Source organism: Moorena sp. SIO3I6 (genome assembly GCF_010672095.1).
The window spans coordinates 1-14,305 of the sequence record NZ_JAAHHU010000006.1; the positions used below are offsets into that span (position 1 = coordinate 1).

At 43.0% G+C, this 14,305-nt stretch carries 15 protein-coding genes; 8 read left to right on the top strand and 7 right to left on the bottom strand.

Annotated features, from left to right (window positions below):
- The first annotated feature begins 60 nt into the window (after positions 1-60).
- The 5 genes from F6K49_RS53195 (at position 61) to F6K49_RS04300 (ending at position 2,954) form a co-directional block, all read left to right on the top strand.
- Complete coding sequence (locus F6K49_RS53195; RefSeq protein WP_366514122.1) at positions 61-399, top strand: hypothetical protein; 339 nt, start codon at positions 61-63, stop codon at positions 397-399.
- A 140-nt stretch (positions 400-539) separates the two neighbouring features.
- On the top strand, positions 540-662 hold the full coding sequence (locus F6K49_RS04285; RefSeq protein ID WP_293094566.1) for a hypothetical protein: 123 nt from the start codon (positions 540-542) through the stop codon (positions 660-662).
- Positions 659-1,567 (top strand): MoxR family ATPase, encoded by a 909-nt coding sequence (locus F6K49_RS04290; RefSeq protein WP_293071929.1) that lies wholly within the window; start codon positions 659-661, stop codon positions 1,565-1,567. Before F6K49_RS04285 ends, F6K49_RS04290 begins: the two co-directional genes overlap by 4 nt.
- A 19-nt stretch (positions 1,568-1,586) precedes the next feature.
- Positions 1,587-2,156 carry a cytochrome C gene (locus F6K49_RS04295; protein ID WP_293043221.1) on the top strand — a complete coding sequence of 190 codons (570 nt, stop codon included), beginning with the start codon at positions 1,587-1,589 and terminating at the stop codon, positions 2,154-2,156.
- Between the two features lie 453 nt (positions 2,157-2,609).
- The gene (locus F6K49_RS04300) at positions 2,610-2,954 is read left to right on the top strand and encodes a hypothetical protein (RefSeq protein ID WP_293043224.1); all 345 of its coding nucleotides are present in this window, start codon (positions 2,610-2,612) and stop codon (positions 2,952-2,954) included.
- Between the two features lie 308 nt (positions 2,955-3,262).
- Here the strand turns inward: F6K49_RS04300 and F6K49_RS04305 are convergent, their stop codons facing one another.
- Positions 3,263-3,628 (bottom strand): LapA family protein, encoded by a 366-nt coding sequence (locus F6K49_RS04305; RefSeq protein WP_293080410.1) that lies wholly within the window; start codon positions 3,626-3,628, stop codon positions 3,263-3,265.
- Between the two features lie 347 nt (positions 3,629-3,975).
- Here F6K49_RS04305 and F6K49_RS04310 point away from each other — a divergent pair, with 347 nt between their 5' ends.
- Entirely contained in the window at positions 3,976-4,782 is an 807-nt protein-coding gene (locus tag F6K49_RS04310; RefSeq protein ID WP_293094570.1) for a PRC-barrel domain-containing protein, read from the top strand.
- Between the two features lie 521 nt (positions 4,783-5,303).
- Here F6K49_RS04310 and F6K49_RS04315 read toward each other — a convergent pair.
- Positions 5,304-6,965 (bottom strand): ATP-binding protein, encoded by a 1,662-nt coding sequence (locus F6K49_RS04315; protein WP_293024538.1) that lies wholly within the window; start codon positions 6,963-6,965, stop codon positions 5,304-5,306.
- 448 nt (positions 6,966-7,413) lie between these two features.
- Here F6K49_RS04315 and F6K49_RS04320 point away from each other — a divergent pair, with 448 nt between their 5' ends.
- On the top strand, positions 7,414-8,931 hold the full coding sequence (locus F6K49_RS04320) for an ATP-binding protein (protein ID WP_293024540.1): 1,518 nt from the start codon (positions 7,414-7,416) through the stop codon (positions 8,929-8,931).
- A gap of 112 nt (positions 8,932-9,043) precedes the next feature.
- The gene (locus F6K49_RS04325) at positions 9,044-9,607 is read left to right on the top strand and encodes a Uma2 family endonuclease (protein ID WP_293040117.1); all 564 of its coding nucleotides are present in this window, start codon (positions 9,044-9,046) and stop codon (positions 9,605-9,607) included.
- 219 nt (positions 9,608-9,826) lie between these two features.
- On the opposite strand, the gene rbsK is transcribed toward F6K49_RS04325, so the two are convergent.
- The 5 genes from rbsK to F6K49_RS04350 all read right to left on the bottom strand — a co-directional run bounded on the left by rbsK (position 9,827) and on the right by F6K49_RS04350 (position 13,494).
- On the bottom strand, positions 9,827-10,756 hold the full coding sequence (rbsK, locus tag F6K49_RS04330; RefSeq protein ID WP_293040119.1) for a ribokinase: 930 nt from the start codon (positions 10,754-10,756) through the stop codon (positions 9,827-9,829).
- A 169-nt stretch (positions 10,757-10,925) separates the two neighbouring features.
- Positions 10,926-11,048, bottom strand: a complete 123-nt coding sequence (locus F6K49_RS04335; RefSeq protein ID WP_293094573.1) for a hypothetical protein — start codon at positions 11,046-11,048, stop codon at positions 10,926-10,928.
- Between the two features lie 178 nt (positions 11,049-11,226).
- Positions 11,227-12,309, bottom strand: coding sequence for a phosphotransacetylase family protein (locus F6K49_RS04340; protein WP_293094576.1), 1,083 nt, complete (start codon positions 12,307-12,309; stop codon positions 11,227-11,229).
- 49 nt (positions 12,310-12,358) lie between these two features.
- A complete protein-coding gene (gene ebsA / locus F6K49_RS04345) occupies positions 12,359-12,733 on the bottom strand; it encodes a type IV pilus biogenesis protein EbsA (protein WP_008191631.1) in 375 nt (124 codons plus the stop codon).
- Positions 12,734-13,086: 353 nt separating this feature from the next.
- Complete coding sequence (locus tag F6K49_RS04350) at positions 13,087-13,494, bottom strand: DCC1-like thiol-disulfide oxidoreductase family protein (RefSeq protein ID WP_293024549.1); 408 nt, start codon at positions 13,492-13,494, stop codon at positions 13,087-13,089.
- Positions 13,495-14,305: the final 811 nt, after the last annotated feature.

The window sequence follows — 14,305 nt, forward strand, 5'->3', positions numbered from 1 at the left end:
AAAGCCAAAAATAAACATCTACACAAAAGGGTGGACTGAATAGGCTTGAGCCGGATGAGTGTGAAAGTCTCAAGTCCGGTTCTTAGGGGAGGAGGAGATGGTAACATCTCCTGCCTTACCCGCCAAAGTAAGAGCCAGCCCGAAGATGTTCACGCCGAAGGCTGGCTCTGGCTCCCCTTTAAAGGAGATACCTCAATTATGTCTTATCGTCCCAGCTTACACCCGTGGGTGGTGATTCGCCTATTGCGAGGCAGGCCACCATTAGTTTTCGCTCGGTTCTGGAACCCTTCTGATGCTAGGAGCTATTCCCAAGCCATGAAACATCTCATGCCTGATGGGAAGTTTTTAATTTTTCTTGATATAAGTCTACCCATGGAGGAAGAAGAGTCTGAATCTTAGGGGTTTATGCTCACGGGAATTTAGAATTTAGAATTTAGAATGAAGAATTTAGAATGAAGAATTTAGAATTTAGAATCGGGGTAAGACATAGCTTATAGGAGATAGGGCATGTTCTAAAACTGATAGCGGTTTTCATATTAATGAAGTACACAAACCGATGTTTGCCCTGCTCCCTGCTCCCTGCTCCCTGTTCCCTGTTCCCTGCTCCCTGTTCCCTAAAACCAAAGACTTTGTCCCTCACCCAATTGAACACTGCTATATGAGAGAAAGAATTGAAAAGCTCCAGGAAAATCTCGGTCGTGTGATTGTTGGTAAAGCAGATGCCATTCGTATAGTGATTGTGGCCTTATTGGCTGGGGGTCATGCCTTGCTCGAAGATATCCCTGGTGTGGGCAAGACACTGCTAGCGAAATCCCTAGCCCGTTCCATAGATGGCAAATTTCAACGTATTCAATGTACCCCTGACCTATTACCTACCGATATCACCGGAACCAATATCTGGAATCAGCGCAGTGGTGAATTTGAATTTCTGCCAGGTCCAGTATTTACCCATGTCTTGCTAACCGATGAAATTAATCGAGCCACACCCCGGACCCAGTCAGCCTTACTAGAAGTAATGGAAGAGCAGCAGGTCACCGTAGATGGGCGATCGCGTCCCGTACCTCAGCCCTTTTTCGTGATTGCCACCCAAAATCCTGTGGAATATCAAGGTACCTTCCCCTTGCCAGAAGCCCAAATGGATCGATTCCTTTTATCCTTATCCCTAGGTTATCCCACAGAACAAGAAGAACTCCAGATGTTGCAACGCCATCTAGAAGGCATGATGGTTTCCGAGCTCACCCCCTGTATCACCACCGATGAAGTATTAGAATTACGGAATCTTTGTCACCAGGTGAAAGTAGAACGGTCACTACAAGAGTATATGCTCAATTTAGTCAGAGCATCCCGTTCCGCCGAAGATGTCACCTTAGGAGTCAGTCCTCGCGGTACCATTGCTTTACAACGGGCAACCCAGGCACTAGCCTTTATCGAAGGTCGAGATTACGCCATTCCAGATGATATCAAGTTCCTGGCACCTTATGTACTGTCCCATCGTCTCATTACCTCGGGGGGGCGTCGTGCTCAGCCCATTGTTGAGCAATTGTTGCGCTCTGTACCAATTCCTTAAAGAGTGTTGTGTGTGAGGTATGTCCAAATTTTTGAAGTCAAGACACCCAAGGCGAAACCGTAGACGTTCAGCTTGGGTTCTATTATTATTGTTGATTTTTTGGAGTATTAGCATAGGATGGGGACTGGAGCGAGCCGTAGGATATACGATTGAGCCAGAAACAGTTAGTTCCACCCCCACCGAATTAATCGCATCAATGGACCCAGTGTCCAAGCGCTACAAATTAGGCAAAGAACTTTACCTAGAAAACTGTTCCCGTTGTCACATTGCTTTGCCACCAGAAGTATTGCCTACCGAAACCTGGCGTCGGTTATTGTTAGAGCCACAGGAACATTATGGTACCCAACTCCGAAGACTGCTTGGTCCAAGTTTATTACTCACCTGGCAATACCTGCGAGATTTCTCCCGTCCCCATAACAAAGACGAAGAAGTACCTTATCGTATGACCCAATCCCGTTATTTCAAAGCCCTACATCCGCGAGTGAAAATTCCTCGACCCTTTGGGGTTAAAACCTGTGTTACCTGTCATCCCAGTGTCGCAAACTACGATTACCGCACCCTGACCCCAGAATGGCAGGATGCCCCTTAATCCGGTGATGGGGAGGTGGGGAGGTGGGGAGATGGGGAGATGGGGAGGTGGGGAGATGGGGAGGTGGGGAGATGGGGAGGTGGGGAGATAGGGAGATAGGGAGATAGGGAGATAGGGAATTATAGCACTTTCTAGTCTAATCAGATACACAAGATTTTTTCACTCTTCCCGATTCCCGATTCCCGATTCCCTACTCCCTACTCCCTACTCCCTACTCCCTGTTCCGGTGTGCTACAGGCTATAACATTGTGTTACAATTACTACAAAACCAATTTAACAATTCCTTTAGTATTTAGTGAATAGCAGTTCTATAGGATTAGTAAACAGTCAGAGTTCTTATCCAGAACGCAGAACACAGAACAAAGAAAAATCTACTCATCTCGATGACCTTGGCTCGAAAGGTTGAGATCACTGGCAAAAAGAATAACTGGTAAAAAGGAAGGTATTAAACCTATGAAATACACCTTTGAAATCTTAGGAGTATCTCCTGTCCTAGACTTTTTCAATCATCAACAGACGTTGAGTCAGAGAAAAGTTCCACCAAGGCTGAAATACTTAGGTACTTATCAGTGTACCCTTGATGCTTTAATTGAATCAGCTGAAACCCTTCCCTCCCAGGCAGATTGGAGCCTAGATCAAGCTGTAGACAGTGTGATTCAATTCTGGATGAATCACCCAGAAATAATCAGTTATTGGAAACAACGATTAAATGATGCTGGTAAGGATAATTTACTGGTGTCAAGGGTGTCAGATTTTGAATCATTAAAAACTGAGTTGGAATCTTTGCTCGGTAGTTAAAATTAGGTAGATAAAATTAGGTAAGCTATCAGCGTGTCGCGTATCAGCTATCAGCTAATGCGCTACGCCCACGCTACTTGAGGTGCTTTTTAAGAAAAGAGATAAGTATTCGTTTAATCTCTTTTACTTATGCTGATGTACTTTTATGTTGACTTTCAATTCTCATTAATCTCGAACTATTAAATTTTACCGTTTGCGCATTGCCCATTGCCCATAGGCGCACCCTGCACAGGGTTTATTTTAGCTGACGACCCCTGACCGATGTTCGCGCAGCGTGGGCGTAGCGCATATGCTTAACATTTTTCCAGCTATTGCGGCTCAGATTCTGCTGATGAAGCACCTATGTTACTTTTCAAACTATCTTCTAAATACTCTATCCTTTTGCGTTGATTCTCAATATTTCCTATTGTTTCATTATAATCCTGCTCTAACTCATTAATCCGTTTCCGTTGCCGAGCTAGTTTACGACTTTGGTTAATTAAAGTAGGTGTGGAGATTAATAAACCAGTTAAACAGCCCATAGATAGAGTTAAAAGAATTACTATAGATAAAGGTTCTTCTATAGTCCAAACTCCAAAGTTTACCGACACAATTTCTTTATTTTGAAGGGCGAATAATATCGCTGCTATAGCTAAGCCGATCACAAAGCCTGAAATCAAAAACAATAAGCGCATAGTCTCTACTCACTCCGTGGTAATCCTCTAGATCAGACTTGACTAAATCATGACTAAATTATTGTAAGCTAAAGATAGAAAAAATCACAGAGGGGTACACAAGCAGAATCTGAAGCTTAAGCAAAGACTCTAAGGAAAGACTATGGAAGCATAGTAGCTTTCTGTATTGTCCGATCAAGGATATATACTTCCCACAGACATAAACTCAGCTTTTGGTTTAACTGTTGAACGTAAGCTCTAAGCTCGAGGTGGTGAGGGGCTGAGGGTCTGATAGCTTACCTCTCAAAGCCTTCTGTGTCTTTTTCCGACCGCGATCGCCAGTTCTTAACTATTGGATACATGAACAGATGTCTTTATTATTTCTCCAAGCCAAACCGATCAGGCAGAGCCAGTTACTCAATCGTCTAGTATTAGAGCGTCAGACCACCGAAGAAATTGGTCATGTCGATCAACTCTTGTTGGACTATCAAGCTCATCGAGTTGTTGCCTTAAGGTGTAAGTCTGGATTACTTGGGACGAAAAAACGGTACTTTGCTTGGGGTCAAATAGAGAGTATTGGCACCGATAGTATTCTCGTCAACACTAGCAAACATCACAAAACTCAAGAGAACACCGAGTCTTGGGATTCCCTGATCGGACATGAAGTGTGGACAGATGCGGGTAACAAAATTGGTAAGCTAGTGGACTACTTGCTCAAACCCAAAAGCGGTACTGTAGTTAACTATCTCTTCTCCGACGTTGGCTGGCATGGGGTTATGGATGGTATGTATCTACTCCCACCAGTAGCAATTTCGAGTATTGGCAGCAAGCGGGTAATTGTACTGGATGCAGTTGCTCAAAATAGTAAACAGTATGGGGAAGGACTTAATCAAAAAATTGGTCAAGCTACAGACCTGATCAAGGAAGATTATCAAAAAACTGTCCAGGAATTTCAAGCTGTCAAGCAAAAAGCTCAACATATACCAGAACAGTTGAAAGATAAAGCCCAATCAGTCACTGAACAGTTGAAGGATAAAGCCAAAGCTACCACCGCACAGTTCAAAGATAAAGCTCAATCAGTCACTGAGCAGTTGAAAGACAGAGCCAATGCTACTACCGCACACTTAAAGGATAAAGCTCAATCAGTTACGAAGCAGTTGAAAGACAAAAAATAACTGGAGTCTAAGGATTTTTTATGAGGGGATAATTTCTGCCTATGGCTGTTAATTGGGAATTGGGAATTGGGAATTGGGAATTGGGAATTGGGAATTTTTCATTTTCCATTTTCCATTAACGTAAGTATTCAGCGGTCAGCGGTCAGCGGTCAGCCGTTGGCCTTGGCCACGTAGCTGAATGCTTACCTTTTGCCTTTTGCCTTTTGCCTTAAAAGGATAAGCTTTATCCCTCACCAAAATAATAATTTCTATAAGTATTTAACGGAACTATATATGATGGCTTAAAAATACCTTTTACCAACTATAGCGTTTATCATAGCTATGAGGTACACATTATTTTTTCCCTCTTCCCTCTTCCCTCTTCCCATATCCGCTGCTCCCTGCTCCCTGCTCCCTGCTCCCTAAAACCCAGAGATTTGTACCTCATGGGTATAAGACTTGCTATATATTAGTCTTCGGAGCTTCGCATCTTATGGGGATTTGCGGTTAAATAAATCAATTTTTGTAAGTCATACTAACCACTAACGAAGCAATGGTAAAGATACCTTAATACGAGTACCTACACCTATTTCACTTTCCATAACTATTTCACCTTGATGGTGTTCCACATAACTTTTTACAATTGATAAGCCCAATCCAATTCCCCCTATGGAACCGATATTACTCCCGCGACTAAAGGAATTAAATAACTCACCTTGCTCCTGCTTAGGAATGCCAATACCTTCATCTGTAACTTCCAGTATTACTTGATTATTTTCACACTTAAGGTTAAGTTCGACTGTGCCTCCTTGAGGAGAATATTTAATAGCGTTAGAGAGGAGATTAGTTAGCATTTGTCGTAGCATCTTAGGATCTGATGTAAATTCCTTACAATCACCTTCATGGCTAAACAATATCTGGTGTTTATCTGTGGTTTTAGATTTGATTTCATCAACTAATTTAATACAAAATCCAACTAAGTATATAGGTTCTGGTTTGAAATTTAGTTGGTCAAATTCCGTCTTGTTAATAAATAGCACATCATCCACTAAACCAGTCAGGTGCTGAACCATGGATTGGATACGTCTACAATGTTTTACTTGCCGAGTCGGATCAATTTTATCACAGTACCGTTCCAGGATTGCTGCTGATGAATAAATCGTAGTTAATGGGGTGCGGTATTCATGGGAAATGCTAGAGATAATCCGAGATTTAAATTTGCTCAATTCTTTCTCTTTCACCAGTGATTGACGTAGTTTAACTTCCAAAACTTGGAGCTGAGCATTGGCTACTCTTAGTTCAACTGTGCGCTCTTTAACCCGACGTTCTAACTCATCATTCAGTTGCTTCTGAGCAATTTCTATTTCCTTGCGAGTGGTGATATCTCGCAGTGATGCCATATAGGCTTTTTTCCCTTCCCATTGAATTTCTACTAGCTGGATTTCGACAATAACAATTTTTCCATAGGAGGAGCAAATATCTAGTTCTGTAGTTTGGCCAACCACTAGGGAACTGCACCATATTTCTCCTTGGAGTATTTCCGCTTTACAGTTGATCAGGGATTCTGCTGCTGGATTAACAAATTGAATCACTCGATTGTGATCAATAATGACAACACCATCAGCATTTCTGGTAATCATGGTGCGAAATTGCTCTTCACTGGCTCGTAGGGCTTCAGTTTGTCGCTTCAGTGCTAACAGCAGTCGTTGCCGCTCAATGCCATAGCGCATCGCTCGTACCAATAGGTTCCGATCAAATTGTCCTTTAACTAAGTAATCCTGTGCTCCTTCTTGTAGCGCTTCTATGGCTAAATTCTCATCAGTCAGTCCACTCAGAATGATTATAGGCACTTCCGGAAACTGGGCATAAATTTCACAAAATGTCTCTAGGCCTTGCTGATCTGGTAAGAACAGGTCACAGAGTACGATATCAATATTTCCATGCTTTAGGCATTCGATACCTTGCTCTAAGGTCTCTACATGGGTGAGTGTTGCTGGAAAATGTTTGGCCTTTTTGAGTAATGCTTTAATGAGCTCAATATCCTGGATATCGTCCTCAATTAAGAGGATTCGGGTACAATCAGGATGCTCTGGTCTTTCTTTGGGCAGTTTATTCTGAAAATAAATAACTGAAGCAGGGACTGGTGCAGGGAAATTGCTTTGATCAGCTGAAGGAGAAGTGACTGGTAGGTATGTTGATGACATTGAAATACCGTTAACTAATCAACAAACATCTGTGAGATATGAATTAACTCTATTATGTTAATGTTGACTTAAAAAAAAACCTGTTTCCACCGTAATTTCACTAATCGTTATCTCCGTACTTATACGGATAATTTCCTAAAAAATTCACATAAAATCCGTATAATCCTTGAGATTAAGGGGATTAAAATACTAAAAAGTATACCGTCTGAGGGTCTTCGATGGATCATTTCGCCTCGAATGATAAAATTAATCTTAAATCTGAGGAGGCGTAATCGTAGTAAGATTTCAAGAATTAGGTTTATCCTTGAAGGCATTAGGCATGATCAGCTTAGGCTAAGGGCTGATCGTTTCTGACAAGTCGGACACGATATCAATTTTAGCTTTGTCCTCTACACTGGCAGCAACTGGTTCGGTTCTCAGTTGTGCTCAAGATCTGAGTTAAATAAGCATGTTTCAAACTACTCGCCGACGCCTTGCTCTGTGGTACACTACGGTCACGGCAGTCTTACTGTTATTATTTGCAACTGCTGTCTATCTTTATGTCCGCCACACCCTGATTGAACGGGTTGATGACACCCTCAAACATGTCGTAGAAGTGGTAGAGCGATCACTGGTGATTCAACCTGTGGACCATGGCGAGATGCCCTACCAATTTAACATTGAAGCCAGTTTTCGAGACAATAGTGATGGGGTAGAAGATGACCACATTGACCTGGAGTGGTTTAGTCCGAAGGGGGATTTGCTGTGGTCAACCTTCTCAGAACCCTTAACTATTCCCTTAAAGACCAACACCACTAGGGCAACAGTTCATTTATCAGCAGAGCATCTCCTGCGACAGTTAACCCAACTGGTGCAAATCGAGGATTATATCTTGGGTTATTTACGGGTTAGCCACCCATGGTTTGAAGTCACCAAACCCAGCCACCAACTGATATTTGATCTGACTCTAGGTACAGTGGTGATAATTATCTCTACTGGTGCTATTGGTTGGTTACTATCTGGTATGGCTATGGAACCAGTACGGGAGTCCTACCAACGGCTCAAACAATTCACTGCTGATGCTTCCCACGAACTCAGAAACCCGATTGCCACGATTCAGACTAATGTACAAGTTGCTCTGGGGGATCCCGATTTGGCATCTGAGCTGCAACGGCACCAACTCGAAGTGATAGAGCGATTAACCCAGCGCTTAGGAAAACTGGTCAATGACCTGCTGTTTTTGGCTCGTGCTGATAGCGGTATGGTAAAACCCCAGTGGCAATTAGTCCACCTAGATGCTTTGCTAATGGAAGTGATCGAGGAGCAACAACTGATTGCTACAGAAAAAGGGATTTCCCTGTACTTGATTGACATCCCCAATCCCGATCAGGTACAGGGGACAGAGGAGAAAGAGGGGGAGATGGAGGATGGTCAAGCATTTCGGCCAGCCTGCCCTAGTCAGGTGTTCCAAAATCCAACATTCGACGAAGATGCCTTTACCCTTGAGGGGGATTGGAATCAATTGGCACGTTTATTTACCAATCTAGTGAATAATGCTGTGCAATACACACCCGCTTCTACCAAAACTCCAGGGGAAGCATTTATTCAAGTGGAATTACAACAGTTAGAACCTCCCAGCAAACATAGGGCAAGAAACCTGCCATTCCTCACCGTTACTCCCTCATGGGGGGGAACCCCAAGACCGCGCTACCTCCTTCAAGTCAAGGTAACTGATTCCGGTCGAGGCATATCACCATCAGCATTACCTCACATTTTTGATCGCTTTTATCGAGCTGATCCAGCTAGACCTTATGATACAGCAAAAGGAGCTGGGCTAGGTTTAGCGATCGCTAAAACAATAGTTGAGAATCACCACGGTCAAATCGAAGTTAAAAGCACTCTCAACCAAGGGACAACGTTTACAGTTACAATACCCCTTTTTAGAAAAAGCAATATTGAAGGCCCTGTCGAAAGCGAGCAGGTATGAAAGCAAAAATATTTTGTCTTATCATATGTCGCGGTTTCGGTCAGGGGGAGTTTCGCGCTATAGTTTAAATCAAGCTCAACTAGCTCCAAAACAGGACATAAAAGAGGTGGTTATGGTTGCTTCTTATCACAGAGAGTACATGACTCCCGAAGCTTATCTAGACTGGGAAGAAAAGCAAGAACTTAACTATGAATACATCGACGGCGAAGTCTATGCTATGACTGGGGGAACTATTCCCCACGGAACCATTGCTCTGAATCTTGCCACTGCCTTAAAAAGCCATTTGCGGGGAGGTTCGTGTCGTCCTTTTATCTTTAGTGTCAAAGTGGGTGTATCAGAAAAAGGACCCTTTCACTACCCTGATGTCATGGTAACCTGCGACCAACGAGACAGCAATGCCCTCAAAGTCATTTATCATCCCTGTCTAATTGCAGAAGTCCTCTCTCCCTCCACTGAAGCCTTTGATCGAGGTCGCAAATTTGCTAACTATCGCCGCATCAAAACCTTACAAGAATACCTTTTGATTGATACTCAACAGATCACTATCGAGTGCTTCCGGCGCAATCCACAAGGCAAATGGGAACTCAATCCCTACACAGAAGGAGACGAAATTCACTTGACTAGCATTGATTTTAGTTGTCCCATCTCCTTAATTTATGAGGATGTTACTGTATAGTTACTGTATAGTAGTGACTGCTGAGTGGCTGAGTTTTGAAAAAGACGTACTACCAAAACTCAATAATTTGCTCAAACTGGATTAATTAGTATTAATGAGTAGCTCCACCATCAGGATTTCCAGTAGTAGCAAATTTCGGGTAAATGATCTATTAGCAATCATTAATATCTAAGAATTAATATCTAATATCTAATATCTAAGACTATCATGGTATCATAGCTAATAGCTAATACCTAATTCTGTGAGAAAGGCATTGAATGTCTCTTTATCCGGCAAAGACGGCTGAGCCCCAGCCTTAGTCACAGCAAGCGCCCCAGCTGCAGCTCCCCATATTACCGCTTGCCGCAACGGTAACCCTTTGGCTATTGCCACAGCCATTGCACCATTAAAGGCATCTCCAGCTGCCACAGTATCCACAGCCTCAACAGAAAAAGCAGGGACGAAGAACGATTCAGAAGCAGTGGCACAGAAAACCCCCTGCTCCCCTAAGGTCACAATCACCGTATCCACACCTCGTTGCAACAGTACTTCTGATGCGTTCTTCGCTGACTCTATGGTATCGACAGGAAAATCCACTAGTACAGAGGCTTCCAACTGATTCGGTGTCATAATATCCACCATGCCATACAGTTCCTCTGGCAAGTCCTGAGCTGGTGCTGGATCAAGAATCACTGGACAACCCACTTTCTGAGCTGCGGCTGCTGCTAAAAGCACCACTGACATGGGAATCTCCAACTGCATCAATAAAACAGCGGCTTCTGGCAACAAACTACTGAGGCGTTCCACATCAGTTTCATTAACATGCCCATTAGCACCAGCCAGGAAAATAATGGTATTCTCCCCAGCCTGATCCACCGAAATCACTGCAATCCCAGAACTCACCGCCTCCTCAACCAAAACGCTATCGATGTCAACACCCGTTACCCCTAGACTGTAGCGTAGCTGAGTGCCAAAATCATCACAACCAACGCGCCCCACCATGTTAGTGGGGATACCCAACCGTGCTACCGCCACAGCTTGATTGGCCCCTTTCCCACCAGGAGCAGTAAAAAATTCATGGCCTTGTAGTGTTTCACCTGGAACTGGTAACCGGGGAGTTTTGGCTACCAAATCCATATTGATACTGCCGAAAACAATAACTGGTTTCATCGTTAACAAAATTACAAGTTAGCAAATTGAAAGTTGAAAAGAGTTAGAAGGCAAGCAAGTTTAACGTTGTTCGCTTAGCGTAGCCTTTTGGCAAACGTTTTAACCTTCAACATTATAACCTGACAACCTTCAAAATTAATGATGACAAAAACCAGAATTGTTTTCATATTTAATTTATAGCAATTATACGACTTTTGAGGTACAAATTTATTGGTTTTAGGGAGCAGGGAGCAGGTAAGAGGTAAGAGGTAAGAGGTAAGAGGTAAGAGGGAAAAAATAATGTGTACCTCATAGCTACGATAAACGCTATAATAGAGTTACCTTTAACAGAGTTATAATTTATTTAGTAACTTTCAAGTTAACGTTTTAACCTTGGCCAATAGCCCACGCTACGGAACCTGCAAACCTACCCTATACAGAATCGCCTTGTGCGAATAACCTTCTCACCTTTTAACCTTCAACTAATGCATCTATAAAGCTGGTTTCAAACCAAGTAACTTGATCAACCGCTCAATGTCGAAATATTCATTCATCATCTGTTGCATACACTCCACCTTAATTGCTTCATGGAGATGTACTTGACCAAAAGAATTGTCAATAATCTCAACAGTAGTGAGGGTGTCTAAATCAACGGAAAGTACGGGAATTTCAAACTCTTCAGCACGTCTGAGAATAACCGCTTGAGGCTGAACTTGACCGGTAAGAATTAAACAGTGGGTTGAGGTTTCTAGAGCAGCCATCTGAAGGTCTGGGCGATCGCCTCCCGTCACCACCGCCATATTAACGCCCTTGCGTAGATACTTCAGAGCAGCATTGACATTCATCGCCCCAATGGTCAAGCTTTCCACCATCAAATCCAAGCGGTCAGGGCAGCATAGCACATTAGCTTGCAACTGATGTACTAGTTCCCGAACACTAACACTGCGCAACAGATTATTTCTAGGCATCATTCCCAATACTGGGATTTCTTGCCGTTCCAGAAACGGTTTCAATGTTGTTTTTACCCTTGATAGCTTGTCTTGGGGAATATCATTAATTAAAACTCCCAGTAAGCTTTCCCCTAGACGTTGCTTAGCAAATAACAACGCATCTGCTAGTAAAACCGAGTGAAAACGAGCCACCAATAAGACAGCAGCATCAATTGTCTGAGCAACTTTTGGTAATGATAAGTTAAACAGAGTCCCCGCACTCAAGGTTGCTGCTCCTTCCACCAAAACTACATCACTATTTAGTGGTTGGAGATAGTCTTGAAGAGACTGACGGTAATCGGTTGAGTCTTGTCCTCCCAAGCGTTTTTCAATGGTTTGAGCATCCATAAACAGCAAAGGCGATCGCACCATGTTATCTGGCAACTTAAGTATGTCAGTGATAAACTGGACATCTTCCTCTATCGTTGACCCTTGATTGCTACTCAAAAAGGTACCCAGTGGTTTACAGTAGGCAATCGTTATCCCTTTTGCTTGCAGTTGATCGGCAATTCCCAGGATCGTTGCTGACTTACCGCTGTAAGCTTCTGTTGACCCAATTAGTAAATACTTAGCGGATTTTGCCACCCCTTATTTACACTCCTATAACTATAAAACTGGCTATAAAACTGGTTGTTTATTCATCAATGCGTAGTAGTTTGCGGTAGAATGCCTTGGAAAAATCCGTTATGCGCGATCGCTTAAAGTTCATAATCACTTCGATTAAGTAATTCACAAACTCAGAATTTTGCATAGTCAGTTCGTAACTGAGATCCGCGTTACCATCAAACTGTAATCGGCAACGAGTTAATTCCGAAGGAAGATTAGATACAAACCAAGTAGCAACGAAGGGAATACTATCACCGCCTTCTATGTGGCGACGACCTTCCAAAGACCCTTGTTGGTAGAGGCTAATTGCTATAGGTAAAAGATTCCGTTTATTACCCTGGTAGTAGGGAACATAAATCCCGACAGCTCCTTTGTCGGCAGGCTTAAGTTTTTCGATCGACATGGCTGAATATCACTCAATTGCCGTTGATGGTATTGATGTAACTATTCCTATGGGACAATCTCCGTGATGGAAAACCCATCACGATCAGATGATTAGTCCAGGAAAATAAGTATTCTAATACATTACATTCAACTTTCCTATAGGTTAAGCTTATCCCCAAAGTTTAAAATAGGGAATTGTGTGTTTCTAATTACAAGAAGCGCGGATAAAAGTTGATTGAGTGTAAGCATTTAGCTCTGCTGCTCTGCTGCTCTGCTGCTCATGCGCTACTTGAGGTACTGACGGCTGACGGCATTAGGGTGACGGCATTAGGCTGACGGCTGAATGCTTATGATTGAGTTTCTAGTCTAGCCTCAACTGGGATTAGCCTTGCAACCTACTGGGTAAACCGATTTATACGTAGTAGAACGCTTACCAAACCAACTGTAACGATTATCCCGAATCTGCTCGTAAACCTGATCCCCTACCGACTTCACCCCAGGCATTGCCCGATAAGCGGATACAAAGATATTACCCAATGGCAATAGACGCCCAATCTCTTCAGCGGCATCACTTCCTTGCCATCGACAATCATCAGAAGAAGCATCGATCAAAATCATACCCATCTCACACTCGAGAGGTGTTACCCCTAATTTTCCGCAAGCTTCTTTATCCTGCATGGGTATGTAATCAAATAGCTTGCCCTGATCCAGATTTTCTAATAGTTGTACCAGAGTCACACAAAGATTACAGTCGCCATCGTAAATAACGTGATATCCCATTCAGCCTCTTTCCTAAATCCTAGTTTATCTGCCCCAAAATAGCTTATCACCCTATTTTCGACTACTACTGTAGTCCTAAACATTGCGGCTAGAGCCCTGTCAAGTTTGAATTGAAACGTTCACCAAGCGGTGCGCTTACAGTCGGCGAATTTAATTCGACGACTGTAAGCGCACCGGGACGGAATTGCTGCATACGGCGCGCATAAAAAACAAAATTGAGGCTGATAACTTAATTGAACAGACTATTACAACTATAAACCTAACCTCCCTCACCTATACTCAGGAGGTCTGATGCAATGATAATACGATGGCGGCAGTTATTGGTTAGAATAACAATTTGGCTAGCAGCTGAGATCATCCTCAACTTTCTGGGGCTGGACAATCTAGCTGACTACAGCGAGTTCATATACGAGCAGGAGGTTGCCCTATCAAGTCAATACAGGCTTCCAGCCATTGAGAGGCTGCCCCATTTCTAGTAAACCTTGATAGATATTTATAGCCAGTTCCTTGTGAAGATGAAGTGATCAGGGGGTGACGGGTCGAGGGAGTGATCAGCTGTGAGGCATCTACATCATCTAATTTATATATCTAATTTATTGATTTTATTTTAATTTATATATTGAATCGGCTTGCGAAGCAGGCACGCAGAGGAGCAGGGGATAAGGTTAATCGGTATTTCGAGCTTACCTCAATCGCTTACGGGGCGAGATTTTACCCTTTCTTTCCCAGCAGCAGTGTCTTCCGCTACAATTCTTTGAGCTATCTTGGATAAGAATTGTAAAAGAACACTTAGCTAGATGCAAAACGACAA